Source organism: Paenibacillus sp. NPDC057934, from assembly GCF_042887565.1.
Lineage (GTDB): Bacteria > Bacillota > Bacilli > Paenibacillales > Paenibacillaceae > Paenibacillus_AQ.
Genome location: NZ_JBHVPB010000004.1, coordinates 17,388 through 41,423 on the forward strand (window position 1 = coordinate 17,388; position 24,036 = coordinate 41,423).

At 49.3% G+C, this 24,036-nt stretch carries 23 protein-coding genes, 1 tRNA gene and 1 pseudogene; 23 read left to right on the forward strand and 2 right to left on the reverse strand.

The window, feature by feature from the left end; all coding sequences use genetic code 11:
- The first annotated feature begins 5 nt into the window (after positions 1-5).
- The 16 genes and pseudogenes from hisF to ACFVRY_RS10180 all read left to right on the forward strand — a co-directional run bounded on the left by hisF (position 6) and on the right by ACFVRY_RS10180 (position 14,993).
- The gene (hisF, locus tag ACFVRY_RS10105; protein ID WP_066375724.1) at positions 6-764 is read left to right on the forward strand and encodes an imidazole glycerol phosphate synthase subunit HisF; all 759 of its coding nucleotides are present in this window, start codon (positions 6-8) and stop codon (positions 762-764) included.
- Entirely contained in the window at positions 761-1,495 is a 735-nt protein-coding gene (hisIE, locus tag ACFVRY_RS10110; RefSeq protein ID WP_387499776.1) for a bifunctional phosphoribosyl-AMP cyclohydrolase/phosphoribosyl-ATP diphosphatase HisIE, read from the forward strand. Before hisF ends, hisIE begins: the two co-directional genes overlap by 4 nt.
- Positions 1,496-1,509: 14 nt before the next feature.
- Entirely contained in the window at positions 1,510-2,337 is an 828-nt protein-coding gene (gene hisJ, locus ACFVRY_RS10115; RefSeq protein ID WP_387499778.1) for a histidinol-phosphatase HisJ, read from the forward strand.
- A gap of 25 nt (positions 2,338-2,362) precedes the next feature.
- Positions 2,363-3,313: a ribose-phosphate diphosphokinase gene (locus ACFVRY_RS10120; RefSeq protein WP_387499780.1), complete on the forward strand. Its 951-nt coding sequence runs from the start codon at positions 2,363-2,365 to the stop codon at positions 3,311-3,313.
- A 263-nt stretch (positions 3,314-3,576) separates the two neighbouring features.
- Positions 3,577-5,319 (forward strand): tetratricopeptide repeat protein, encoded by a 1,743-nt coding sequence (locus ACFVRY_RS10125; protein WP_387499782.1) that lies wholly within the window; start codon positions 3,577-3,579, stop codon positions 5,317-5,319.
- A gap of 164 nt (positions 5,320-5,483) precedes the next feature.
- Positions 5,484-6,437 carry a thioredoxin-disulfide reductase gene (gene trxB, locus ACFVRY_RS10130; RefSeq protein ID WP_387499784.1) on the forward strand — a complete coding sequence of 318 codons (954 nt, stop codon included), beginning with the start codon at positions 5,484-5,486 and terminating at the stop codon, positions 6,435-6,437.
- A 109-nt stretch (positions 6,438-6,546) separates the two neighbouring features.
- Positions 6,547-6,744 (forward strand): annotated as a pseudogene (locus tag ACFVRY_RS10135) (PAS domain-containing protein); the annotation flags it as partial.
- Positions 6,745-7,076: 332 nt separating this feature from the next.
- Positions 7,077-8,027, forward strand: coding sequence for an ROK family glucokinase (locus tag ACFVRY_RS10140; RefSeq protein WP_387499786.1), 951 nt, complete (start codon positions 7,077-7,079; stop codon positions 8,025-8,027).
- Positions 8,028-8,084: 57 nt separating this feature from the next.
- Positions 8,085-8,984 (forward strand): RNase adapter RapZ, encoded by a 900-nt coding sequence (rapZ, locus tag ACFVRY_RS10145; RefSeq protein WP_066375696.1) that lies wholly within the window; start codon positions 8,085-8,087, stop codon positions 8,982-8,984.
- A 57-nt stretch (positions 8,985-9,041) separates the two neighbouring features.
- Entirely contained in the window at positions 9,042-10,010 is a 969-nt protein-coding gene (locus tag ACFVRY_RS10150; RefSeq protein WP_387500475.1) for a gluconeogenesis factor YvcK family protein, read from the forward strand.
- Between the two features lie 64 nt (positions 10,011-10,074).
- On the forward strand, positions 10,075-11,004 hold the full coding sequence (gene whiA, locus ACFVRY_RS10155) for a DNA-binding protein WhiA (RefSeq protein WP_387500476.1): 930 nt from the start codon (positions 10,075-10,077) through the stop codon (positions 11,002-11,004).
- 98 nt (positions 11,005-11,102) lie between these two features.
- Positions 11,103-11,372 carry an HPr family phosphocarrier protein gene (locus tag ACFVRY_RS10160; RefSeq protein ID WP_019914358.1) on the forward strand — a complete coding sequence of 90 codons (270 nt, stop codon included), beginning with the start codon at positions 11,103-11,105 and terminating at the stop codon, positions 11,370-11,372.
- 114 nt (positions 11,373-11,486) lie between these two features.
- Positions 11,487-12,011, forward strand: coding sequence for a GNAT family N-acetyltransferase (locus ACFVRY_RS10165; protein WP_387499788.1), 525 nt, complete (start codon positions 11,487-11,489; stop codon positions 12,009-12,011).
- A 133-nt stretch (positions 12,012-12,144) separates the two neighbouring features.
- Positions 12,145-12,900, forward strand: a complete 756-nt coding sequence (locus tag ACFVRY_RS10170; RefSeq protein ID WP_387499790.1) for an SIMPL domain-containing protein — start codon at positions 12,145-12,147, stop codon at positions 12,898-12,900.
- Between the two features lie 263 nt (positions 12,901-13,163).
- Positions 13,164-14,270, forward strand: coding sequence for a PdaC/SigV domain-containing protein (locus ACFVRY_RS10175; RefSeq protein ID WP_387499792.1), 1,107 nt, complete (start codon positions 13,164-13,166; stop codon positions 14,268-14,270).
- Positions 14,271-14,354: 84 nt separating this feature from the next.
- Complete coding sequence (locus tag ACFVRY_RS10180) at positions 14,355-14,993, forward strand: GDSL-type esterase/lipase family protein (protein WP_387499794.1); 639 nt, start codon at positions 14,355-14,357, stop codon at positions 14,991-14,993.
- A 137-nt stretch (positions 14,994-15,130) separates the two neighbouring features.
- Here ACFVRY_RS10180 and clpP read toward each other — a convergent pair whose 3' ends face one another.
- Positions 15,131-15,727: an ATP-dependent Clp endopeptidase proteolytic subunit ClpP gene (gene clpP / locus ACFVRY_RS10185; protein ID WP_066375669.1), complete on the reverse strand. Its 597-nt coding sequence runs from the start codon at positions 15,725-15,727 to the stop codon at positions 15,131-15,133.
- Positions 15,728-15,917: 190 nt separating this feature from the next.
- Positions 15,918-15,992 (reverse strand) — tRNA-Arg (locus ACFVRY_RS10190).
- A gap of 321 nt (positions 15,993-16,313) precedes the next feature.
- On the opposite strand from ACFVRY_RS10190, the gene ACFVRY_RS10195 reads away from it, so the two are divergent.
- From ACFVRY_RS10195 to secG, 7 genes are all read left to right on the forward strand, one after another.
- Entirely contained in the window at positions 16,314-17,366 is a 1,053-nt protein-coding gene (locus tag ACFVRY_RS10195; protein WP_387499797.1) for a sugar-binding transcriptional regulator, read from the forward strand.
- A 117-nt stretch (positions 17,367-17,483) separates the two neighbouring features.
- Positions 17,484-18,494, forward strand: a complete 1,011-nt coding sequence (gene gap, locus ACFVRY_RS10200; RefSeq protein WP_066375662.1) for a type I glyceraldehyde-3-phosphate dehydrogenase — start codon at positions 17,484-17,486, stop codon at positions 18,492-18,494.
- A 120-nt stretch (positions 18,495-18,614) separates the two neighbouring features.
- Positions 18,615-19,796 (forward strand): phosphoglycerate kinase, encoded by a 1,182-nt coding sequence (locus tag ACFVRY_RS10205; protein WP_387499799.1) that lies wholly within the window; start codon positions 18,615-18,617, stop codon positions 19,794-19,796.
- A 24-nt stretch (positions 19,797-19,820) separates the two neighbouring features.
- Entirely contained in the window at positions 19,821-20,573 is a 753-nt protein-coding gene (tpiA, locus tag ACFVRY_RS10210) for a triose-phosphate isomerase (protein ID WP_066375656.1), read from the forward strand.
- Positions 20,574-20,575: 2 nt separating this feature from the next.
- Entirely contained in the window at positions 20,576-22,120 is a 1,545-nt protein-coding gene (gpmI, locus tag ACFVRY_RS10215; RefSeq protein WP_387499802.1) for a 2,3-bisphosphoglycerate-independent phosphoglycerate mutase, read from the forward strand.
- A gap of 72 nt (positions 22,121-22,192) precedes the next feature.
- The gene (gene eno / locus ACFVRY_RS10220) at positions 22,193-23,479 is read left to right on the forward strand and encodes a phosphopyruvate hydratase (RefSeq protein ID WP_066375644.1); all 1,287 of its coding nucleotides are present in this window, start codon (positions 22,193-22,195) and stop codon (positions 23,477-23,479) included.
- Positions 23,480-23,687: 208 nt separating this feature from the next.
- Positions 23,688-23,921, forward strand: coding sequence for a preprotein translocase subunit SecG (secG, locus tag ACFVRY_RS10225; protein WP_387499804.1), 234 nt, complete (start codon positions 23,688-23,690; stop codon positions 23,919-23,921).
- Positions 23,922-24,036 lie beyond the last annotated feature (115 nt).

Here is a 24,036-nt window from a genome sequence, read left to right on the forward strand (position 1 = left end):
CATCAATGTTGGCTAAACGTATCATTCCCTGCCTCGACGTTAAGGACGGGCGGGTAGTCAAAGGCGTCAACTTTGTCAATTTGCGCGACGCTGGTGATCCAGTCGAACTGGCAGCGCTATACGACCGCGAAGGTGCGGATGAGCTGGTATTCCTGGACATCTCTGCTTCAGTAGAAGGTCGGGCGACCATGATTGAAGTGGTAAGGCAGACAGCGGGTGAGATCAGAATTCCTTTTACCGTCGGCGGCGGAATTTCTGCCCCGGAGGATATGAAGCGGCTGCTGCGCGCAGGTGCGGATAAGATTGGTATCAACACTGCGGCTATCACCAATCCGCAGTTAATTTTGGAAGGTGCCCGACGTTTCGGTTCCCAGTGTATTGTCGTGGCTATTGATGCCAAATACAATGATGCTTGGGGCGAGTGGGAAGTGTATACGCATGGCGGACGCAAGCCGACCGGAATCCGTGCACTATCCTGGGCCAAGGAAGCGGAAAAACTGGGTGCAGGTGAAATCCTGCTTACCAGTATGGATGCTGACGGTACAAAGGACGGTTTCGATTTGAAGCTGACAAGCGCCGTCTGCGATCTGCTCAGTATTCCTGTGATTGCCTCGGGTGGTGCTGGGAAGAAGGAGCATTTTTACGATGTATTTACGGAAGGAAAGGCGGACGCCGGGCTGGCCGCTACCATTTTTCACTATAAAGAAATTGCTATTCATGAGTTGAAAACTGATTTGAAGCATAAAGGGGTGGAGATCCGATGAGCCAGGAGCAAGGAAAGAAAGAGCTGACACAACAAGAGGTCTTGGAGGGCATCCGCTGGAACGAAGCAGGTCTGCTGCCTGCAGTCGTTCAGGATGCAAATACGCTGGAGGTTCTAATGTTCGCCTATATGAACGAGGAATCGCTGCGGCTGTCGCTGGAGAGTGGACAGACTTGGTTCTGGAGTCGTTCGCGCAGTGAACTATGGCATAAGGGCGGTACTTCCGGGAACACCCAAGGGATCACTTCCATTCATTATGATTGCGATAGTGACACTCTGTTGGTCAAAGTGGTTCCAGAAGGACCCGCTTGTCATACAGGGGAGAACTCCTGCTTCTTCCGCGAGATTCCGCTTAATCGACCGGCTGCGGTGGGACTGGACGCAGAGAAAGGTGCGCAAGCGGCCAATACTGCAGCCAATCTAACAGACGCTCAGCGCTTCGCGGTGCTAGGCGAACTGGAACGCGTTATTGCCGAGCGGGAAGTGGAACGGCCGGAAGGAGCGTACACAACCTACCTGTTCGATAAAGGCGTCGACAAGATTCTGAAAAAAGTAGGCGAAGAAGCTTCCGAGACGATCATCGCCGCCAAGAATAAAGATAACGCAGAGCTGCGCCTGGAGATCAGTGATCTGATCTACCACCTGCTCGTGCTGCTGCAGGAACGCAAACTGCCGCTGGACGAGATCATGGAAGAACTAAGCGCTCGTCACGAACGCCCACGCCGCGACTAAGGGGGTTCTAAGGGATGCATATCGACTATCATACCCATCATGAACGCTGTGGACATGCTGTGGGTAAGCTTGAGGAGTACGTCAAGCGCGGGATAGAGATGGGTCTGGAACAAATGGGCTTATCTGATCACTTGCCGCTGATTCATGTGGATCCGGATAGCTACTATCCTGAGATGGCTATGCCACTGTCTGAGCTACCCCGCTATGTGGAAGAATGTCTGTCGCTAAAAGAAAGATATCGGGGAATTATTGAGCTGAGAGTAGGCTTAGAGGCTGATTATATCGAGGGCTACGAGGAGCAGATTCGTGAGCTGCTGTCTCCGTACCCTTGGGATTATTTAATTGGATCCGTTCATTTCTTGGGAGAGTGGGATATCACGGATTTCAGGCAAGTTCACGGTTGGGAGGGCAAGGATCCTCTGGACGTTTACCGGAAATATTATGATGCGGTTAGGAAGTCGGCGTTATCGGGATTATATGATATTATAGGACATATGGATGTGATTAAGCGCTTCGGCTATGGGCCGCAAAGCCCTGAAGGGCGTGCTGAGGTGAGGGAGCTTGAACGCAGCGCGTTGCAAGCCATTGCTGAAAGTGGCATCGCCATGGAGCTGAATGCTTCCGGGCTGACTAAGCCCTGCGCCGAGATGTTCCCGGCGGAGCATGTGCTGCAGGAGGCGCTCACGCTTGGAATTCCGCTTACCCTCGGTTCTGATGCTCATAACCCAGCCAAGCTTGGCGAAGGCCTTCAAGGGGCACGCAGGCTGCTGTGGGAGACGGGCTTCCGCGAGTTAGCGGTATTCGAGGGTCGCAAGCGCACATTCGTACCTTTTGAACTATAAAAATATAATCTTGCAGGAGGGCGTCATGCATCATCATCAATTGCGTATTTTTTCCGGTTCGTCGAATCCAAAGCTGGCCGCAAATATTGCGGAACGGTTAGGAGTGGAATTGGGGCAGATCAAGCTGACCCGCTTCAAGAGCGGCGAGATTTACGTGCACTACGAAGAAAGCATCCGGAACTGCGACGTATTTTTGGTGCAATCCCTCTCTCATCCCATCAATGAGATGTTTGTAGAGCTGCTGGTAATGATTGATGCTGCCAAACGCGCATCGGCTCGCACCGTCAATATTATTGTGCCGTATTACGGGTACGCCCGGCAGGAACGCAAGTCCGCACCGCGTGAACCGATCTCGGCTAAAATGGTGGCGGATGTGCTGACCACAGCGGGGGCGAACCGCGTCATTACAATTGATCTGCATGCGGCAGCCATTCAGGGCTTCTTCAATATTCCGGTCGATCATCTGACTGCGCTTGACCTGATCAGCGGATATCTGAAGAATAAGAAGCTTACGGATCTCGTGGTCGTCTCTCCGGATGCCGGACGTGCATCCATGGCCGAAAAGCTGGCGAACCGTCTGGACTCGCCGTTCGCGATCATGATCAAGAAGCGTCCAGCCCATAATGAATCAGTCATTACTCATGTGATCGGCGATGTGGAAGGGCGTACGCCTATTATTATAGAAGATCTGATTGATACGGGAACCACGATTGTTAATGTGGTCGAGGGCTTGAAGGAAAGAGGCGCTAAGGACAGCATCATTTGCGCTACGCATGGCCTGTTCTCCGGGCCAGCATTAGAGAAGCTGGATCATCCTAACATTCAGGAGGTCGTGGTCACCGATTCCATCGCATTGCCTGATAATCACTCCAGCCGGTTCAAAGTGCTGTCTGTTGCCCCTATGCTGGCACAGGCTACACGCATTATCCTGGAAGGTGGCTCCATTGATAAGTTATTCAGAGACGCGGGAATCTAGATTCCCCGTCTTTTTTTATGCGTAATCTCCGTGATTGAGCTCTTAGGCTCTCTCTGAAGGCTTTCTTTTCCTGTTTTTGCAGTCGTAACCCTATTCTCATGATGAGAATCTCCTTGTTACATGTGGTATACTGTGTGAAGACAGTCGGAACCATTACTGGAAACGACAGTGACCTTAAATAAGGAGTGTAGGGCTGCCGCAGGGCGCCACTCTCCTATTTTTCATAAGGATAAGGAAGCTTACAAGGGAGGTGCGTTGCTTCCATGATGGAAACCACTTCAGAGAACGATGCGGCGAACAGCAAGCTGATCCCCGTCACTCTGGATGCCAATTTTTTCTTTGAAAGAGCCGTTCGGTCGCTGGACCGCTTTCAATATGATAAGGCATTAAAACATTTTCGCAAGGCTGTAGAGTACGAACCGGATAATCCGGTGAATCATTGCAATATGGCGGGTATATTATCAGAGATGGGCAAATATGAAGCCTCGAATGATATATTGGCTCAGGTTCTGGAAACAATAGATCCAGGAATGACGGAATGCCATTTCTATATGGCTAATAATTACGCTAATATGGAAAGCTTTGAAGAGGCGGAACGGGCGCTCGTCACCTATCTGGAAGAGGATGCCAAGGGGGATTTCCTGGCTGAATCGGAGGAACTGATGGAACTGCTGCAGTACGAACTGGATCGCCCGGCACCGCTGAACCGGATTAAGAGCCGGGAAGGGGTCGTGGAACATGACCGGGCCCGGGCGCTTCTAGAAGCAGGCCAGTTTACGCAGGCAGTCGGATTGCTGGAAGAGATCGTGAGCGCTACTCCGGACTTTCTCGCTGCACATAACAATTTGGCCCTCGCCTATTTCTATATGGGGCGTTTCGCCAAGGCCCGAGAGTGCATCTCCGAGGTCCTGGAACAAGACTCCGGTAATTTGCATGCTTTGTGCAATCTGGCGATCTTCTTGCAATATGAAGGGGACCGCGATCAGCTCGCCCGGTTGGTACGTATGTTAGAGGCTACAGTTCCCTTCCACCAGGAGCATGTCTTTAAGTTGGCAACGACTATGGGCATTCTGGGGCGCCACCGTGCTGCTTACGGCCACTTCCGCCGTCTGCTGAAGGATGAAGAGGTCGGCGGGGATGCCGGTCTCTACCATTACTGTGCGGCCGCAGCCAGCAACAGCGGTCTTTATGCCGAAGCCCAACGCTGCTGGCGGCAAGTGACCAAGCTGGACCCTGATTCGGTAGTCCCACAGTTCTTCTTAGCTCAGTTGGAGCAAGCCCAGAGTGAAGGAATCGACATGCCGTTGGTGAGCTACAACTACCAATTGCCCTTTCAGGAGCAGTTGAAGCTGTGGAAGGACAACAAGGGTAGTTTTGCGGAGGAAGTGAAGACCAATCCGCTGCTGCGCTCTTCATTCTTCTGGGCATTGCGTTACGGCGATACCAATACGAAGGTGCAGGTCACAGAAGCGCTGCGCTGGATTGACGATGCAGAGATGTCAGAGATTCTGCAAGACCTGCTGAACCAGCAGCCTTTGCAGGAGGAGAGACTGCAGGAGGCCGCTCTGCTTAGTCTGCAGAAGCTGATTGGCAGTGGACCGATAGAGTCAGTGCCGATGCAACAAGATCCAGAACCGGCCCCCTTGTTCCTGAAGGGGCAGCTGGAATGGAAAGAGGACTGGCAGCGGGTCATTGACCAGACCGCCAGCATGATGGACCGGCGCTATGACGCCAGCCAGAAGAAGGACGCCGAGCAGCTCTGGCAGCAATTCATCAGCCGGCTGTACCCGGATGTACCTTACATCCGCCACACTGAGGGCTGGTGTGCCGCCTTGGAGTACCTGACCGCTAAGCATCACAGCCGCCCGGTCACATTCCGTGAAGTCGCGCAGCGATATGGCGTCACTGAATCGATGGTCAGCCGCTATGCCAAGCGGATTGCGGCTGAATGTGAAATCAACGAGGCCCTAGACAGGAGTTTGACTCCGTTTACCGAGAACAGATAAGTGCCTAGTGCTACCGGAGGATGTCTGAAAATATAACAATTTATAGGCATTATGCGATAGATGAGCTTTATTTTTTGACGAGAAAACGGATGTCGATCCTCTTCTTTGGAGGACGGCCAACCCGTTTCTTCTTATAAAACCCTATCTGCGAGGAGGCCACTGTGATGTACAGAACAATTGTAATCGGAACAGGCCCGGCCGGGCTGACTGCCGCTATTTATCTGGCGCGTGCCAACTTGAATCCGTTGGTTATTGAAGGTTTGCAGCCGGGTGGACAGCTGACCACCACTACAGAAGTCGAGAACTTCCCGGGCTTCCCTGAAGGTATACTCGGTCCTGATCTGATGGACAACATGCGTAAGCAGGCTGAACGCTTTGGTGCGGAATTCAAGAATGGTTGGGTGGAGTCCGTGGATTTCTCCCAGCATCCGTTCAAAGTGACGGTGGACGGATTAGGCGTATTAGAGGCGGAAACGGTGATTATCTCTACCGGCGCTTCGGCTAGATATCTGGGTATTCCCGGTGAGCAGGACAACGTGGGGCGCGGGGTTAGCACATGCGCAACCTGTGACGGATTCTTCTTCCGCGGCAAAAAGATTGTCGTGGTTGGCGGCGGCGACTCCGCGATGGAAGAAGCTAGCTTCCTGACCCGGTTTGCTTCCAGTGTTACGCTGGTACACCGCCGAGATGAATTGCGTGCTTCGAAGATCATGCAGGATCGTGCGCGGGACAACAGCAAGGTAGCCTGGGCGCTTAACCGGACACCGCTTGAGGTCACAACAGACGAGTCTGGCGTGAAGGGTTTGACGGTGCGCAACAATGAGACAGGGCAAGAAGAGCTTGTTGAAGCAGACGGTGTATTTATTGCCATCGGGCACACGCCAAATACAGCCTTCCTCGGTGGACAAATTACCACTGATGAAAGTGGGTATATTGTGGTGAATCCAGGTACAACGGAGACGAATATTCCAGGCGTCTTCGCCTGTGGTGATGTGCAGGATAATCGTTACCGTCAAGCGATCTCGGCTGCGGGCACAGGTTGTATGGCTGCAATGGATGCGGAGAAGTTCCTCGAAGGCACCATGGTGCATGACTGGAGCGAGACACTCGATAAATAAGAATATTTGTAATGTAATACAACCGCGTATCGTTGAGGTACGTGGTTTTTTTATGTTTAAATAGAGCTTTAAATCTTTACATGGAGCATAGTCGTCCCCAATCTTTTAAGAGAAGCTGCTGGAAGATTTCAAGGCGAGCCGTAAGGATGCCGAGGATTTCTGGATCGCGATCAAGGACAAATTGATCTATATTCGTTATTTTGCTGTGAGGGATAAGGAGGGTAAATATATGGGCATCTTGGAGTTTACGCAGAATAGTGTCCCTATTCGAGCACTAGAGGGACAGAAACGTATTTTATCGGAGTAACATCAGCATTGCGAGTGGATTATAATATACCAGGGAGTCCTTGTGGCCGAATATATGGCTTTCTTCCCTAGTGGGCAGGGAGTCTTTTTTTAAAATATAAGAATTTATATGTTCTACGCTACAAATTATCCTTGTATTTCTCGCTGAAACGGACACTGTCCCTTAGAGGACGGCAAAGCCGTTTCTACTTGCTAATATAGAATTAATAAGTCTTACAGGGGATATATAACAAAAAGCCGGGTGTGTCGCCTTTCCTTGACCGCAAGGAGGGCTTCTATTATAGTGGGTACGTAGGATTAACTATTTTAGTATAGAAAAAGGTGGCTTGTTACATGTCTGAAAATATCTATGTTGGCGTGGATTTGGGCGGAACCGCAATCAAGGTTGGAATCTGCAATGCCGAGGGGCACCTGCTGCATACTTATGAAGGTCCGACAGGGACCCAAGAAGGCGTCGATACGGTTATCGATAATATCGTAAAGTACGTACGTCAAATCGTTGAAGACTCTCCATACACTTGGGACCAGCTTGCCGGTGTGGGAGCAGGGGTGGCCGGGTTCACAAATATCCGTGAAGGAATCATCATTCTTGCGCCGAACATAGGTTTTCGGGATGTGCCGATCCGTGCCATTCTGGAGGAGCGTTTAAACAAGCCTGTCAAAATAGACAATGATGCCAATGTGGCAGCTCTTGGCGAAGCCTGGAGCGGTGCGGGACGCGGCGTAGAGAATTGCGTTTGCTATACTCTCGGAACCGGTGTCGGCGGTGGCATTATCATTAACGGTAAGATTTATCAAGGCTTCGCAGGCCTGGCTGGTGAGCTGGGACACATTTCTGTTGTGCCGGATCTGGAAGCCATTCAATGTGGCTGCGGCAAGATGGGTTGTCTGGAAACCGTTTCCTCGGCAACGGGAATTATTCGTATGGCTAATGACGCTGTAGCGCGCGGTGATCGCACTTCCCTGTCTATGGTGGAGAAAATCGCTGCTAAGGAAGTATTCGATGCGGCAAAAGCTGGCGACGAAGTTGCGATCCGTATCGTTAACCGTGCTGCTTTCTATCTGGGTAAGTCGATGGCTGCTGTAGCTGCTGTGCTTAACCCTGAGAGCTTTATTGTAGGCGGAGGCGTGTCCAAGGCTGGAGATATTCTATTTGATGAGGTTCGCCGGGTATTCGCTAAGCTGGCGCCTGAACCGCTTCAGGCTGGTGTGAGCATTATCCCTGCAGAGCTGGGTAATGATGCTGGTATTGTTGGCGCCGCAGGCTTACTGCTTCGCTCTTAGATTTGTTCTCGAAGGACCGCCTTTATTCATATAATATCCGATAGGAGGGGACGCTTGATGACGGAACTGGAGGAAGCTCCGACCGGAGGAGCCACCCTGATCATCATTACAGGCATGTCGGGTGCGGGTAAGACAATCGCTGTCCAGAGTCTGGAAGACCTAGGCTTCTTCTGCGTAGATAATTTGCCGCCCGTACTGATCCCGAAATTTGCAGAGCTGATCGAGCAGTCCAAAGGTAAAATCGCCAAGGTCGCGCTCGTCATCGATTTACGGGGCCGGGAGTTCTTTACGGCCCTGTCTGAATCACTCAGTTTTATTAAAGAACAGTTCACCATCGGCTGCGAGATTTTGTTCCTCGACGCGACCGATTCCGTACTTGTCCAGCGTTACAAGGAAAGCCGGCGTCGGCATCCGCTCGCCCCGAAGGGCATGCCACTTGATGGAATCAAGCTGGAGCGTAAAATGCTGGATGAACTGAAGAGTTCAGCCACACAGTACCTGGACACTAGCAGCATGAAGCCAGCGCAGTTGAAGGAGAAGATCGTATCTCGTTTTTCCCACCTAGGAAAAAGCACACTCTCCGTCAACATCACATCATTCGGCTTCAAGTACGGAATACCCATTGATGCAGACCTCGTTTTCGATGTCCGCTTTCTACCCAATCCGCATTATGTGGACCACCTGCGGCCTCACACAGGCCAGGATAGTGATGTCTATGAATACGTAATGAAATGGCCTGAAACGCAGGCGTTCCTGACTAAACTGCTCGATATGCTTCATTTTCTGATTCCCCAGTACCGCAAGGAAGGCAAATCCCAGATTATTATTGGCATTGGCTGTACCGGTGGCAAGCATCGTTCGGTAGCAATATCGGAATATTTGGGTAAAATGCTGGGAGTCAGCGAGACGGAATCCGTAACAGTCAGTCATCGTGATTCCGAGCGTGATCGGCATTAACGAGAGAAGGGATCCATAGTGGCTGAAGAACAAAGACAGCGTCCCCGAATCGTCGTGATGGGCGGCGGGACCGGACTGTCTGTAATGCTTCGCGGTTTGAAGGAAAAGCCGCTTGATATAACGGCTATCGTTACGGTAGCCGATGATGGGGGCAGTTCCGGCATTCTGCGCAGTGAGCTGCAGATGCCCCCTCCAGGCGACATCCGCAATGTCCTGACGGCGATGGCGGATGTGGAACCGCTGATGGCGGATATCATGCGATACCGCTTCAGCAATGGAGAGGGGCTTGCCGGGCATAGCCTCGGCAACCTGATTCTAGCGGCGCTCACTGATATCTCCGGTGACTTCGTCACCGCGGTGCGTGAGCTCAGCAGATTGTTCGCCGTACGTGGACGGGTGCTTCCGGCCGCGGGCGATGCGGTTGTGCTGCATGCCGAAATGGCAGATGGCAGCATTATCACCGGCGAGTCGAAGATTCCGGAAGCCGGTGGTGTCATCAAGCGGGTGTTCTTGGAGCCCGCCAATGTGGAACCGCTGCCCGAAGCGCTACAGGCCATTGAAGAAGCCGATGCGATTCTTCTTGGACCGGGCAGCCTCTACACCAGTATTCTGCCGAACCTGCTTGTGCCGAAGCTAGCCGATGCGGTCGTGAATTCGAGTGCGATCAAGATTTTTGTCTGCAATGTTATGACACAGCCCGGAGAGACGGATAATTACACCGTGAGTGATCACCTCCAGGCTGTCTATGATCATATTGGATTGCATCTGTTCGATTACGTCATCGTGAATGATGGCGAAATTCCGGAGCAGGTGCAGAGTAAATACGCCGAGAAGGGCGCGCGTCCGGTGCAGCTCGACCGGGAGGCGCTTGAAGGCAACCGCTATAAGGTGATTGCCGACAAGCTTGTACTATTTCGGACGTATTTAAGGCATGATACGGATAAGCTAAGCCATCACATTTACCAGCTTGTACAGGACTGGATGACCAGAAAGCCTGTCGGCGACGGATCGGGCCCCGAGGCTTAGGATCAGCTGTCTGCGGAATTTCCTGTAGCGGTAACAAAGTGATATCATGAAAGAGGTGAGATTCTTGTCTTTTGCGGCACTTACCAAAAAAGAGCTGACGATGGTGGAGAGCCAGCCCTGCTGTGAGAAAGCGGAAATGTCAGCCCTGATCCGGATGAACGGTTCGGTGCAGCTTTCAAGCAAAAAGGTGGTTCTTGACATCTCGACGGAGAACGCCGCGATTGCAAGACGGGTATATTCTTTGCTTAAGAAATATTACCAGGTCCATATCGAGCTGCTCGTGCGTAAAAAAATGCGTTTGAAGAAGAATAATGTCTATATCGTTCGAATCCCGAGCCATGTGCAGGAGATATTGAATGATCTAAGAATCGTCTCCGAGGGCTTTATTTTCACGGATGGAATTGATCATGACATTGTCGCCAAGAATTGCTGCAAGCGGGCTTATCTGCGCGGAGCATTCATGGCGGGCGGTTCGGTCAACAACCCGGAGGGTTCCTCTTACCATCTGGAGATTGCTTCTATGTATGAGGAGCATTGCCAGGCGCTGGTGGATCTTGCGGGCGAATTCCACCTAAATGCTCGCTGCATTGAACGTAAAAAAGGCTTCATTCTGTACATCAAGGAAGGCGAGAAAATCATCGAATTTCTTAGCTTGATTGGGGCGCACCAGGCCTTGTTCAAATTTGAGGATGTGCGGATTATGCGCGACATGCGTAATTCCGTCAACCGGATCGTGAATTGCGAAACGGCCAATTTAAACAAAACCATCAGTGCAGCCGTGCGGCAGATTGAGAATATCAAGCTGCTGCAGAGGGAAGTCGGCCTGCAAAGCCTGCCGGATAAGCTGCGTGAAGTGGCAGAAATACGGCTGGCGCACCCGGATATCAACCTCAAGGAGGTTGGAGAGATGTTGAAGGGAACGGTCAGTAAATCGGGCGTAAACCACCGACTGCGGAAGATTGATGAGCTGGCAGATAAGGTAAGAGGCGGCTAAGTATTTTTTTTCTAGTGTGGAATAAGTAATAATGATATAATATTATAAAATTTAATGTGAAATTTTTGGGCAGATCTCAATTAGGGGGTAAGTGTTTCATGACAAAGCACCCGGTAGTTGTACGGCTGAAGACGGGGCTCCATGCTCGGCCGGCAGCATTGTTCGTGCAAGAAGCCAACAAGTTTTCGTCGGAGATTTTCGTGGAAAAAGACGATAAAAAAGTAAACGCTAAGAGCATTATGGGTATCATGAGTCTGGCGATCAGTTCCGGCACGGAGATTTATATTAGCGCAGATGGCGCTGATGCGGATCAAGCTGTAACCGCTTTGACCAGTTTGGTGAGCAAGGAAGAACTGGAGAACCAATAATTGTAAGGCCTTACTTTATATTCGTCAGGACCAAAAGCCCCCTTGTGGGCTTTTTTTCATATTTAAAACTATAAATTTGAATTTATTAGATTATTAATGATGAGGTGTGTAGTTATGGCGGATAATGTAAGATTGGTACCCCCGGGTCTTGAGTATAAAGAGGCCTATCTGGAATTTTACCGGGAATGGGTGGATAGTGGGGAAGATATCGTTCCTTGGGTTGTTGAGAAGGACCCTAGTGATTTTGCAGCGATGTTGCACTTTCTGGAGGAGAACCGCCTAGGCCTGGGTCTGCCGGAAGGCTGGGTGGCAAATTCAACGTTCTGGCTGGTGACTGAAGATGGGCAAGTTGTCGGAGCAGTTAATATCAGGCACACTTTAACCGAGCGAGGGCTTCTCGTCAGTGGGCATATCGGCTATGGGATCAGACCTACGGCCAGACGCAAGGGGTATGCTACGGAGTTGCTAAAGCAGGCACTGGTGAAGGCACGAGAGCTTGGTATTAATAAAGTGCTGGTGCTTTGTGATGCAGTGAATAAAGGATCCGCGAAGACGATTGCAAATAACGACGGCATAGAAGATAAGCCCTACACCGAGGAAGATGGGAATGTCATCCGTCGCTTCTGGATTGAGACCTGAGGGTTAGCTTGAAAGAAATCTGGAATAAGCGATAAATATTTTTGTGTTCAGATATAAAATGATGCAACATTTGCCAACCCGTCCCGTCTAAAGGGTACCAACTAATCAAGAAGGCTGAAAGGGGATAGCAAACATGAATAAAGTAGCTAAATCATTAGGAACAGTAATGCTGGCAGGGAGTTTGTTGATTGGAGGGAGTGCTTTGAGCGCCGTATTCCAAGGAACCGCCACAGCTTATGCGGATGAGGTACAGAAGAATGTAGTGAATGTAGTCGGCAAAGGGGAATTGTCCATCAAGCCGGATATTGTCTATCTGTCCATAGCTGTAGATACCTCAGCAGCAACGGCGCAGGAAGCACAGAAAACGAACGCAGCCAAGATCCAGAAAATCACTACACTACTGAAGAACACTTGGAAGATTGCGGATAAGGACATTCAAAGCACCCAGTTCTATGTACAGCCAAATTATACCTACAATGAAAAAGAAGGACAGCAGGTAAAAGGCTACAACGCTAATCATACATTGGTAGTTGCCTACCGTGACCTGTCAAAAGTAGGAGAGTTATTGGATGCTGCTTCGGCTGCAGGTGCCAACAATATTGGTAATGCACGTTTTGCAGTAGAGGACAGCGCTGCTTTTGAAGCACAGGTTATTGAAAAAGCAATGGCTAACGCCGATGTGAAAGCTGGTGCGATTGCCAAAGCTGCTAAGCGTAGCCTGGGTCAGGTGATCAATGTCAGTCAAAATGATCTTGGCAGCCAGCCGGTATTCTTCGATCAAACTTTAAAAGCGATGGCCGCTTCAGCAGATGCCTCCGGCAACACGTCCGTACAGCCGGGAGAAGTTAAAGTGACTACACAGCTTAATGTAACCTATGAATTGAAATAAACCAGCAGTCGGGTCATGTAATTAACGACAGTCTGTAATCATGAAGGGGCCATCTCCTGCCGCGTGAGCGAAGGGGTGGCCTCTTTTTTGTTGCGGATATTCTATAGAAAGGTGGAAATCTCTCATTTTGTTTAATGAAATGTAATAACACTCGCTATTATGCTGCTAATTTACTAAGGAATTGTAAAGAGAATTGTAACGACTGAATATAACGGGTTCTCTATAATTAAAGGAGTGCAAATGAATCGGAGGGAGAAATGATAATGAGTAAGAAATCGATGAACAATGGACGAAAATGGGGCGTGGGCCTACTGGCGGCGGGGCTGCTACTAGGCGGAGGCTTGTTGCCAGTACATACTATTTTTGCCGCACCTGCTGTGAAGAATCTGAGCAAGGCCGACACAGTGGCTGCTTTGAAATGGAATGGTGCCCTTACACAGCAGACCGGAGTTGTACGAGACGGCCAGGTCTTTGTACCGGTAACTTTTTTGCGTGATGTCGCGAAGCTTCCTGTGACCTACAGTCAAAAGGACAATGCCTATACGATTGGAAAAGGCAGTGCACTGACAAAGCTTCTGGTCTCTCCATATGGGGTTTCCATCACGGTAAATAACTTTTTCATTAACGATTATGAAGGTTTAAACGTCAATAACCGGCTTTATGTACCACTGGGCCTTCTGACCGATTATATGGGTTATAAAGGGGATTGGAACGCACCCACTGGCCGTCTGAACCTCATGGTGAGTCCGCAGAATGCATTGGAAATCACTACGGCCAACTATGCCAAGGGTAGCGAGGATGAGGGGGCTGTCATCAACCTCGATTATCCGCAGGTGAGCGGGCTGGCTAATGCTGATGTGCAACAGAAAATCAATGCTGTGCTGAAGCAGTCGACCATGAGATTCGCGGCTGGGGCCGAAGCGGACATCGCAGACAGGGACCAAGACACCCCTCCCTATGAATATGATGCAGGATATGTGGTGACCTACAATCAGAATGGTGTGCTGAGTCTGCTGCTGAATCAGTATGGCTATAGCGGTGGCGCGCATGGCATGTCCTATCGTCAGGCCTTCACCTTCTCCCTGAAGGATGGGAAACAGCTGCTCTTGCGTGATCTGTTCGGCGCTAATCCCAATTACAAGAAAGATCTGAACACCAAGCTGAGCCAGCGATTCAAAGCCGATGAAAGTTATTTTGGCGGCTTCAAAGGCCTGCAAACGGAGCAAAGTTACTATTTGAAAGACGGCAAGGTGGTTCTCTTCTTCCAACTCTATGAATACACACCGTATGCTGCCGGGTTCCCTGAATTCGCCTTCACTTTCAAGGAATTGCTGCCTAGTGGAACCAGCCCTTTTTCCGCTTTAAAATAGGGCCAAGGACACCTTCCCGTTACCACTTCTATGCAAGGCTCATATGATATATAGAGGTCCAGCATAGAGCGGGGAGGGAGAGTTATGAGCTTTCAGTATACGGCGCTAGGTGATTCCTTGACGACTGGTTTTGGGGCGCTGCCGGGTAACGGATTTGTGCCGGTGTACCGCAGGACAGCGGAGTCCAGGCTGGGTTCCTTCGTGGCCTCGTCCAATCTGGGTGTCAATGGGATGACTACAGCTGAACTGGAACAACGTCTGCGTAGAAGCAACGTCTTCCGGCAATCGGTGAGGGAAGCGGACATTATCACGATGTCTATCGGCGGCAATGACCTAATCCGTGCAGCAAAGTCGGGATCAGGCCCTAATGGGATTTCACCCAGGGTTCTGCAAAAATCTTTGCAGGAATGTCGGCAGAACTTCGGCGGCATCATGAACTCGATTGGACAATTGAAGGCGGGTACACGAGAGCCTTATATCATAAGAATCGTGGGATTGTATAATCCCTACCCCCAGGTTGCAGAAGCGACAGCATGGGTACGTCAGTTCAACCAGTATGCTTCCGGATACAGCAGTCGAGTGGTTGGATTCGCTTCGATCTATGGTGAGTTTGCCGGCAATGAGCGGAGCCTGCTATCCATTGACCATCTTCATCCTAATGGACGGGGATACCGGGTAATTGCGAGCAAGCTGGATGGATTGGGGTACGGAATGCTGTACTAAGGAATTAGCGTAGGTGTGGTTGAAGGTTGTCCTCTTAAAGCGATGAGCTCATGAGCATAAAGTCTGATGGGATATATTAAAAAAGCCCCTGAATCTGCAGATCGCAGATTCAGGGGCTTTTGCATGCTCAAAAGATTTTATACTCCAGGAACCAGTGTCTTCTCAATTACTTTGTCAACAATACCGTACTCGGCAGCATCAGCAGCGCTCATGAAGTAGTCACGGTCCGTATCCTTCTCGATACGCTCCAGCGGTTGGCCAGTACGTTCAGATAGAATACCGTTCAGCTTATCACGCAGCTTCAGGATGCGGCGGGCGCGGATTTCGATATCCGTTGCCTGTCCTTGAGCGCCGCCCAGCGGCTGGTGAATCATGATCTCGCTGTTCGGAAGCGCAAAACGCTTGCCTTTAGCACCTGCGTTCAACAGGAATGCTCCCATGGAAGCAGCCATGCCCACACAAATGGTGGAGACGTCAGGCTTGATGTATTGCATTGTATCAAATATAGCCATACCAGCAGTGATTGATCCGCCAGGACTGTTCACATAGAGGTGAATATCCTTCTCCGGGTCTTCAGCTGCCAGGAACAGCATTTGCGCGATGATGGAATTGGCCACCACGTCATTAACCTCCGTTCCGAGGAAAATGATGCGGTCCTTCAGCAAGCGGGAATAGATGTCATAAGCGCGTTCACCGCGGTTGCTCTGTTCTACTACCATTGGGATATAACTCACGTGGAAAACCTCCTTGGTATTGGCTCTTCGAATGTGTTCATTTTTTACTGTTACCGTAATAACCACATGATAAACAAATTCAAACAAAAAGTCAAAGAAAGTCAAACTTAGTTGCAAAAAAAAAGAGCCACATCATGGCACTTTGGTTAAAAACAATATAGAACTCACAATTGATGATATAAAAAATTAGTGGCGCGCCCGCCAAGAATCGAACTTGGATCTCAGGCTTCGGAGGCCTACGTCATATCCATTGGACCACGGGCGCAACAGAAATTATTATAATACAAGAAGATTACAATTGCAATGTATTAATATCAAAGTATTGGAATCTTTATTTCCTATGGGCATCGTATGGAAATGGTACAAGCCCGTCCTCCCGGCCGATCAACCCATAAAGATGCGGTAAAGCCCTTACATCCCGTGATATATGTATAAGTTGAAAAGAGGTTGTGAATTCTACTCTCGGAAGACTTGCGCTCCCTGCGAAATTTGGTTAGAATAGGGGTGGGACTTAAAAAGTTAACCCGGGACGTTTTAAGACCATGAACGAGGGAATAGAGAAAGACGAAGTTGCAGGAGTGAAAGCATGCGTAATTTATTGGAAATCCAAAAGCAGCTTCTGCCTGATCTCATGGAAACCCTTAAGAGACGGTACACGATTCTTCATCAGATCATGTTGTCCGATATTATCGGGCGCAGAACGCTAGCCGCTTCCCTTGATATGACGGAGCGGGTGCTGCGTGCCGAGACGGATCTTCTGAAATCGCAAGGGCTCATTGAGATCGAGAGCGTAGGCATGCGCATTAGCGATGCCGGTCGCAGACTGCTTGACCTGATGGAGCCGATCGCCAAGAGCCTGTTCGGTCTGGATGATCTAGAAGAGAAAATCCGCACAACCTATGGTCTTAGTAAAGTTATCATAGTACCGGGTGACTGCGAATCGTCACCGTTCACCAAACGCGAGCTTGGACGCGCTGGCGCCAGGGCATTGCTCGGTGTACTGCGTTCAGACGATACCATTGCCGTTACAGGCGGCTCAACATTAGCCGAGATGGCCGATCAGTTGTCCCCCCCGTTATCCCATTCCTATAAGGACGCCTGGTTTGTACCGGCGCGCGGAGGGCTGGGAGAGAGTATGGAGATTCAAGCCAACACCATTGCATCCACGATGGCCAAACGGGTAGGCGCGAATTACCGGTTGCTGCATGTGCCGGATTTACTTGGTGAGGATGCTTATCAGTCCCTTGGGCTGGACTCCAATATTGGAGAGATCGTCGGCATCATCCGTCGCTCACGTATCATTGTGCACGGTATTGGTGACGCCCTGGAGATGACCCGCCGCCGTAATCTGGATGAAGCCACAGTGGCAGAAATTCAGGGAGAAGGAGCGGTAGCCGAATCTTTTGGTTATTACTTTAATGAAGAGGGCAAGGTGGTTCACACCATGCTCACAATGGGACTGCGTCTGGAGGATATCATGCGGACGGAAGTCGTCGTCGGAATTGCCGGCGGCAAACGCAAGGCCAAGGCCATTCACGCGATGCTTCGTTTCGGCCAGGAGGATATCCTGATTACCGATGAGGCCGCTGCGATGGAGATTGGCAGAGAAATCGACAGTGAAGTACAGCTTCCTTTATAGTTTTACAGAAAATGGGGAGCAACGTTAATTATTTTGCATTATACTTAATATTGTTGTCATGACAAGCTTTACGGCCTGTCTTGAATAAATAAAACGAAATCTAGGAGGAACTATTCAATGAGTGTAAAAGTAGGTATTAACGGTTTTGGACGTATTGGACGCCTTGCTTTCCGCCGTATTCAAAATGTAGAAGGTATCGAAGTGGTAGCAATCAATGACTTGACTGACGCTAAGATGCTTGCTCATTTGCTTAAATATGATACAACTCAAGGCACTTTCAAAGGCGATGTTGAAGTGCATGATGGATTCTTCAAAGTAAACGGTAAAGAAGTTAAGGTTCTTGCGAACCGCAACCCAGAAGAATTGCCTTGGGGCGACCTTGGCGTTGACATCGTACTGGAGTGCACAGGCTTCTTCACAACTAAAGAAGCAGCTGAGAAGCACCTGAAAGGTGGAGCTAAGAAAGTAGTTATCTCTGCTCCAGCTACTGGCGACATGAAAACTGTCGTTTACAACGTTAACCATGACATCCTTGATGGTACTGAAACTGTTATCTCCGGTGCTTCTTGCACAACGAACTGCCTAGCTCCAATGGCTAAAGTTCTGAACGACAAGTTCGGTATCGTTGAAGGCTTGATGACTACTATCCACGCATACACTGGCGACCAAAACACTTTGGATGCTCCTCACTCCAAAGGTGACTTCAGACGCGCACGTGCAGCTGCTGAGAACATCATCCCTAACACTACCGGTGCTGCTAAAGCAATCGGTCTGGTTATTCCAGAACTGAAAGGCAAACTCGACGGCGCGGCTCAACGCGTTCCAGTTGCAACTGGTTCCCTGACTGAGCTTGTAACAGTTCTTGATAAGAACGTTACTGTTGAAGAACTGAACGCAGCGATGAAAGAAGCTTCCGATCCAGAAACTTTTGGCTACACTGAAGATGAAATCGTATCTTCCGACGTTAAGGGTATCACTTTCGGTTCCCTGTTCGATGCTACACAAACTAAAGTATTGACTGTTGGCGACAAACAACTGGTTAAAACCGTTGCTTGGTATGACAATGAAATGTCCTACACTGCTCAATTGGTTCGTACTTTGGAGCACTTCGCAAAAATCGCTAAGTAATATCACTTTTATATAAGCATTATCTATAGAGCGGAAACAGATGTTCCTTGTTTCCGCTCTTTCTAAATGCATTCCTTGTAATTCCTGTTCGGATAAACTATGGGTGTGGAGGAAACTGTCATGAACAAAAAGAGTGTACGTGATGTAGAAGTAAAGGGTAAACGGGTATTTGTACGCGTCGATTTCAATGTTCCTGTAGAAGATGGTAAGATTACAGATGATACTCGTATCCGTGAAACGCTGCCTACGATTAAATACTTGATCGAGAACGGTGCAAAGGTCATTTTGGCCAGCCATATGGGCCGTCCTAAAGGTGAATTCGTAGATTCCTTGCGTTTGACAGCTGCTGCTGAGCGTCTGTCCGAGCTACTTGGCAAACCAGTGGCAAAAGCAGATGAAGCAGTTGGCGAAGCCGTTAAAGCCAAAATCGCTGAGCTTGGCGAAGGCGATGTTCTCGTACTTGAGAATGTTCGTTTCTACCCGGGTGAAGAGAAGAACGATCCAGAACTGGCGAAGCAGTTCGCAGAACTGGCTGACCTGTTCGTGAATGACGCATTTGGCGCGGCTCACCGTGCGCATGCATCCACAGAAGGTATCGCTCACTTCCTACCAGCGGTATCTGGTCTGCTTATGGAGAAAGAATTGTCCGTACTTGGTAAAGCATTGTCCAATCCGGAACGTCCTTTCACTGCGATCATCGGTGGTTCCAAAGTAAAAGACAAAATCGACGTGATCGATAACCTGCTGAATCTGGCAGACAATGTTTTGATCGGTGGCGGCTTGTCCTACACTTTCACTAAAGCATTGGGATTTGAAATTGGTATTTCCCTAGTGGACAACGATAAATTGGATACTGCTCTTGGATTCATCGAGAAAGCCAAAGCACTTGGCAAGAACTTCTTGCTTCCAGTTGACGTTGTGGTAGCCGACAAATTCGGCGCTGATGCCAACACGAAGATTGTTCCTTTCAATGAAATTCCAGAAGGCTGGGAAGGTCTTGATATCGGACCAAAAACTCGCGAAATCTATGCTGATGTAATCAAAAACTCCAAGCTGGTTGTATGGAACGGTCCTATGGGCGTATTCGAAATCGACAAGTTTGCAGAAGGTACACTTGCAGTAGCTAATGCTTGCGCAACTACAGAAGGTTACACTGTAATCGGCGGTGGTGATTCCGCAGCGGCAGCAGAGAAATTCCACTTGGCTGACAAAATGGATCACATCTCCACTGGTGGCGGCGCATCCCTGGAATTCATGGAAGGCAAGGCTCTTCCTGGCGTAGAAGCACTTAACGATAAGTAAGACGTAGAAGGAGGCAACCAAGCCATGAGAACACCTATTATCGCTGGCAACTGGAAAATGTTCAAAACTGTTCCGGAAGCAGAGAGCTTTATCGCCGACATCAAAGGCAAAGCAGAAGTAGAAGGCGTAGAGACTGTAATCTGCGCTCCATTCACTAACCTGCCTGCTTTGGTAGCAGCAGTAAAAGGCACTAACATCAAGATTGGCGCACAAAACCTGCACTTCGAAGATAACGGAGCTTACACAGGCGAGATCAGCGGCGTAATGCTTAGCGATCTTGGCGTGGATTATGTTATCATCGGCCACTCCGAGCGTCGTGCTTATTTTGGCGAGACAGACGAAATCGTGAACAAGAAGCTGCACGCAGCATTCCGTCACGGCATTACTCCAATCGTATGTGTTGGCGAAAAGCTCGAAGAGCGTGAAGCTGACCAAACTAAAGACGTTTGTAAAGTTCAAACGGAAGCTGCATTCCAAGGCCTAAGTGCTGAGCAAGCAGCTAAAGTGGTTATCGCTTATGAGCCAATCTGGGCGATTGGTACAGGTAAATCCTCTACTTCCCAAGACGCTAATGAAGTTATTGCCTACATCCGTAGCCTTGTAAAAGGTCTGTATGATGAAGCAACAGCTGAAGCGGTTCGCATTCAATACGGCGGCAGTGTGAAGCCTGAGAATGTAACGGAGTACATGGGTCAAAGCGACATCGACGGCGCTCTCGTCGGCGGTGCCAGTCTTCAACCTGATTCCTTCGTGTCCCTGGTTGAGGGGGCGAAGTAAGAATGTCAGCACCAAGACCTGTAGCTCTTATTATCATGGACGGTTTCGGTCTGCGCGGTACGGATGAAGGCAACGCAGTTGCTCAAGCCAACAAGCCGAATTACGATCGTTACCTGAAACAATATCCGAACACCACGCTAACTGCTTGCGGTGAAGCTGTGGGTCTGCCGGAAGGACAAATGGGGAACTCTGAAGTGGGTCACCTTAACATTGGTGCCGGCCGGATCGTATATCAGGATCTTACCCGTATTGACAAATCGATTCGTGACGGAGAATTCTTCGATAACGAGACGCTTGTTGCGGCAGTAAGAAACGCAAAAACAACCGGTAAAAAGCTTCATCTGTACGCTCTTGTATCCGACGGAGGGGTACATAGCCATATTCAACACTTGTTCGCGATGCTTGATCTAGCGAAGAAGGAAGATATGCACGACGTGTATATCCATGCCTTTATGGATGGCCGCGATGTAGCGCCTGACAGCGGTAAGAAGTTCGTGCAGGATCTTCTTGCGAAGATCGATGAAGTAGGCGTAGGTCAAATTGCTACTGTATCCGGACGTTATTTCGCGATGGACCGCGACAAACGTTGGGAACGGGTAGAGAAGACTTACCGTGCTATGGTGTATGGTGAAGGTCCGAAATACACTGACGCACTTCAAGCGGTCACGGCTTCTTATGAGAATTCCGTCTTTGACGAATTCGTTGAACCAAGTGTAATCGTGGATAGCGAAGGCAAGCCTCTGGCAACGGTAGAAAGCGGAGATTCCGTAGTATTCCTGAACTTCCGTCCAGACCGTGCGATTCAACTGTCGCAAGTCTTCACCAATTCCGATTTCCGCGGTTTCGACCGGGGTCCGTTGTTCCCGCAAGGACTGCATTTCGTATGTCTGACGACATTCAGTGAAACGGTGCAAGGATACGTAGCCTATGCGCCGAAGAACCTGGATAACACGCTCGGTGAAGTGCTAGTACAGAATAACAAGAAGCAATTGCGTATTGCAGAGACTGAAAAGTATCCGCACGTAACCTTCTTCTTCAGCGGTGGCCGCGATGAAGAGCTTCCTGGGGAAACTCGTATTCTGATTAACTCTCCGAAGGTAGCAACCTATGACTTGAAGCCAGAGATGAGCGCATACGAAGTGGCTGCAGCCTGCGTAGCGGAGATCGAAGCCGATAGACAAGATGCTATTATCCTGAACTTCGCCAATCCCGATATGGTTGGACACTCCGGCATGCTGGAGCCGACTATCAAGGCTGTTGAAGTCACAGATGAGTGCGTAGGTAAAGTAGTAGACGCGGTTGTTGCCAAGGGCGGTGTAGCAATTATTATCGCTGACCACGGTAATGCGGATATGGTGTTTGACGAGAACGGTCGTCCGTTCACGGCGCACACTACCAATCCTGTACCGTTTATCCTCACCGATGAAAATGTTGTACTGCGTGATGCGGGTATTCTGGCGGATGTAGCACCAACTATTCTGGATCTAATGGGCCTTCCGCAACCTGCGGAAATGACCGGACAATCCATGATTGCCAGCCGCAAGTAAGTTTTATCCGCGCTGGAATGTTTAATAAAGCAAGATTAAGACTATACCAACGTTAAAAGGAGATTAACTAACATGACTATTATTTCTGACGTATATGCTCGTGAGGTCCTTGACTCCCGCGGTAACCCTACTGTAGAGGTTGACGTTTACCTTGAATCCGGCGCTAAAGGCCGCGCTATCGTTCCTTCCGGTGCTTCCACTGGTGCACACGAAGCTGTAGAACTTCGTGATGGCGACAAATCCCGTTACCTGGGTAAAGGTGTTCTGAAAGCTGTTGAGAACGTAAATGAAATCATCGCTCCAGAAGTTATCGGTATGGATGCTCTTGACCAATTGGGTATCGACAAATTGATGATCGCCCTTGATGGTACTCACAACAAAGGTAAACTCGGCGCTAACGCTATCTTGGCTGTATCCATGGCTGTAGCTCGCGCAGCTGCAGACGCTTTGGATGTACCTTTGTATGTATACCTTGGCGGATTCAACGCTAAAGCTCTTCCAGTACCAATGATGAACATCATCAACGGTGGTGAGCATGCGGACAACAACATCGACGTTCAAGAGTTCATGGTTCTTCCTGTAGGGGCTCCAAGCTTCAAAGAAGCTCTGCGCGTTGGTGCTGAAATCTTCCACAACTTGAAATCCGTACTTAGCTCCAAAGGTTTGAACACAGCTGTAGGTGACGAAGGTGGTTTCGCACCGAACCTTGGTTCCAACGAAGAAGCAATCACTACAATCATCGAAGCGATCGAAAAAGCAGGTTACAAACCAGGTGTTGACGTATTCCTGGGTATGGACGTTGCTTCCACTGAGTTCTACAAAGACGGTAAATACACACTTGCTGGCGAAGGTAAATCTTACACTTCCGCTGAGTATGTTGACCTTCTTGCTTCTTGGGTTGATAAATACCCAATCATCACCATCGAAGACGGTATGTCCGAAGACGACTGGGATGGTTGGAAATTGCTTACTGAGAAATTGGGCGACAAAGTTCAATTGGTTGGTGACGACTTGTTCGTTACAAACACTGAGCGTCTTGCAACAGGTATCGAAAAAGGTATCGGTAACTCCATCTTGGTTAAAGTTAACCAAATTGGTACACTGACTGAAACTTTCGACGCCATTGAAATGGCTAAACGCGCTGGTTACACAGCAGTTATCTCTCACCGTTCCGGTGAATCCGAAGATAGCACCATCGCTGACATCGCAGTTGCGACTAACGCTGGTCAAATCAAAACTGGCGCTCCTTCCCGTACAGACCGTGTTGCTAAATACAACCAATTGCTTCGTATTGAAGACGAACTGGGTGAATTGGCTCAATACAACGGCCTGAAATCCTTCTACAACCTTAAAAGATAATTCACTTCTCTTGCAGAGGTGAACAGAAGACCTGTCGATTTCGGCAGGTCTTTTTTTGATTGTAGACAAATCGCTGGATTTCAAAGGAACTTATGGTCTTACTGGTTGTATTACCCCAGTTGTTATGATAAAATAAAAATGCTGTTTAAGATTCGTGAACCCTAAATGCCTATAGATAATGATGCTTAGACTTAGGAGGTGGAAGTGAATGGATATCTTTTTGAAAGTATTGCTCCTTGTTTTTTCGATCGGTCTGATTGCGGTCGTTCTTCTACAAAAGGGGAAAAGCGCAGGTCTTTCCGGTGCCATCTCCGGCGGTGCTGAGCATCTTTTCGGTAAAACAAAGGCACGTGGTATGGAACTCGTACTGCAACGTGTAACAGTTGGTCTGGCAGCTGGATTCTTCATCATGGCGATTCTTGTTGCTGTATTTATTGACTAGATTTCTTTATAATGTACATGCAAAGCCTTGGCTCTCTTCTGGATGGAACAGAGCGAAGGCTTTTTTTGTTGTATATCTGAATTTTTTGTCCCGACTTAACGTCCAGATTACAGTT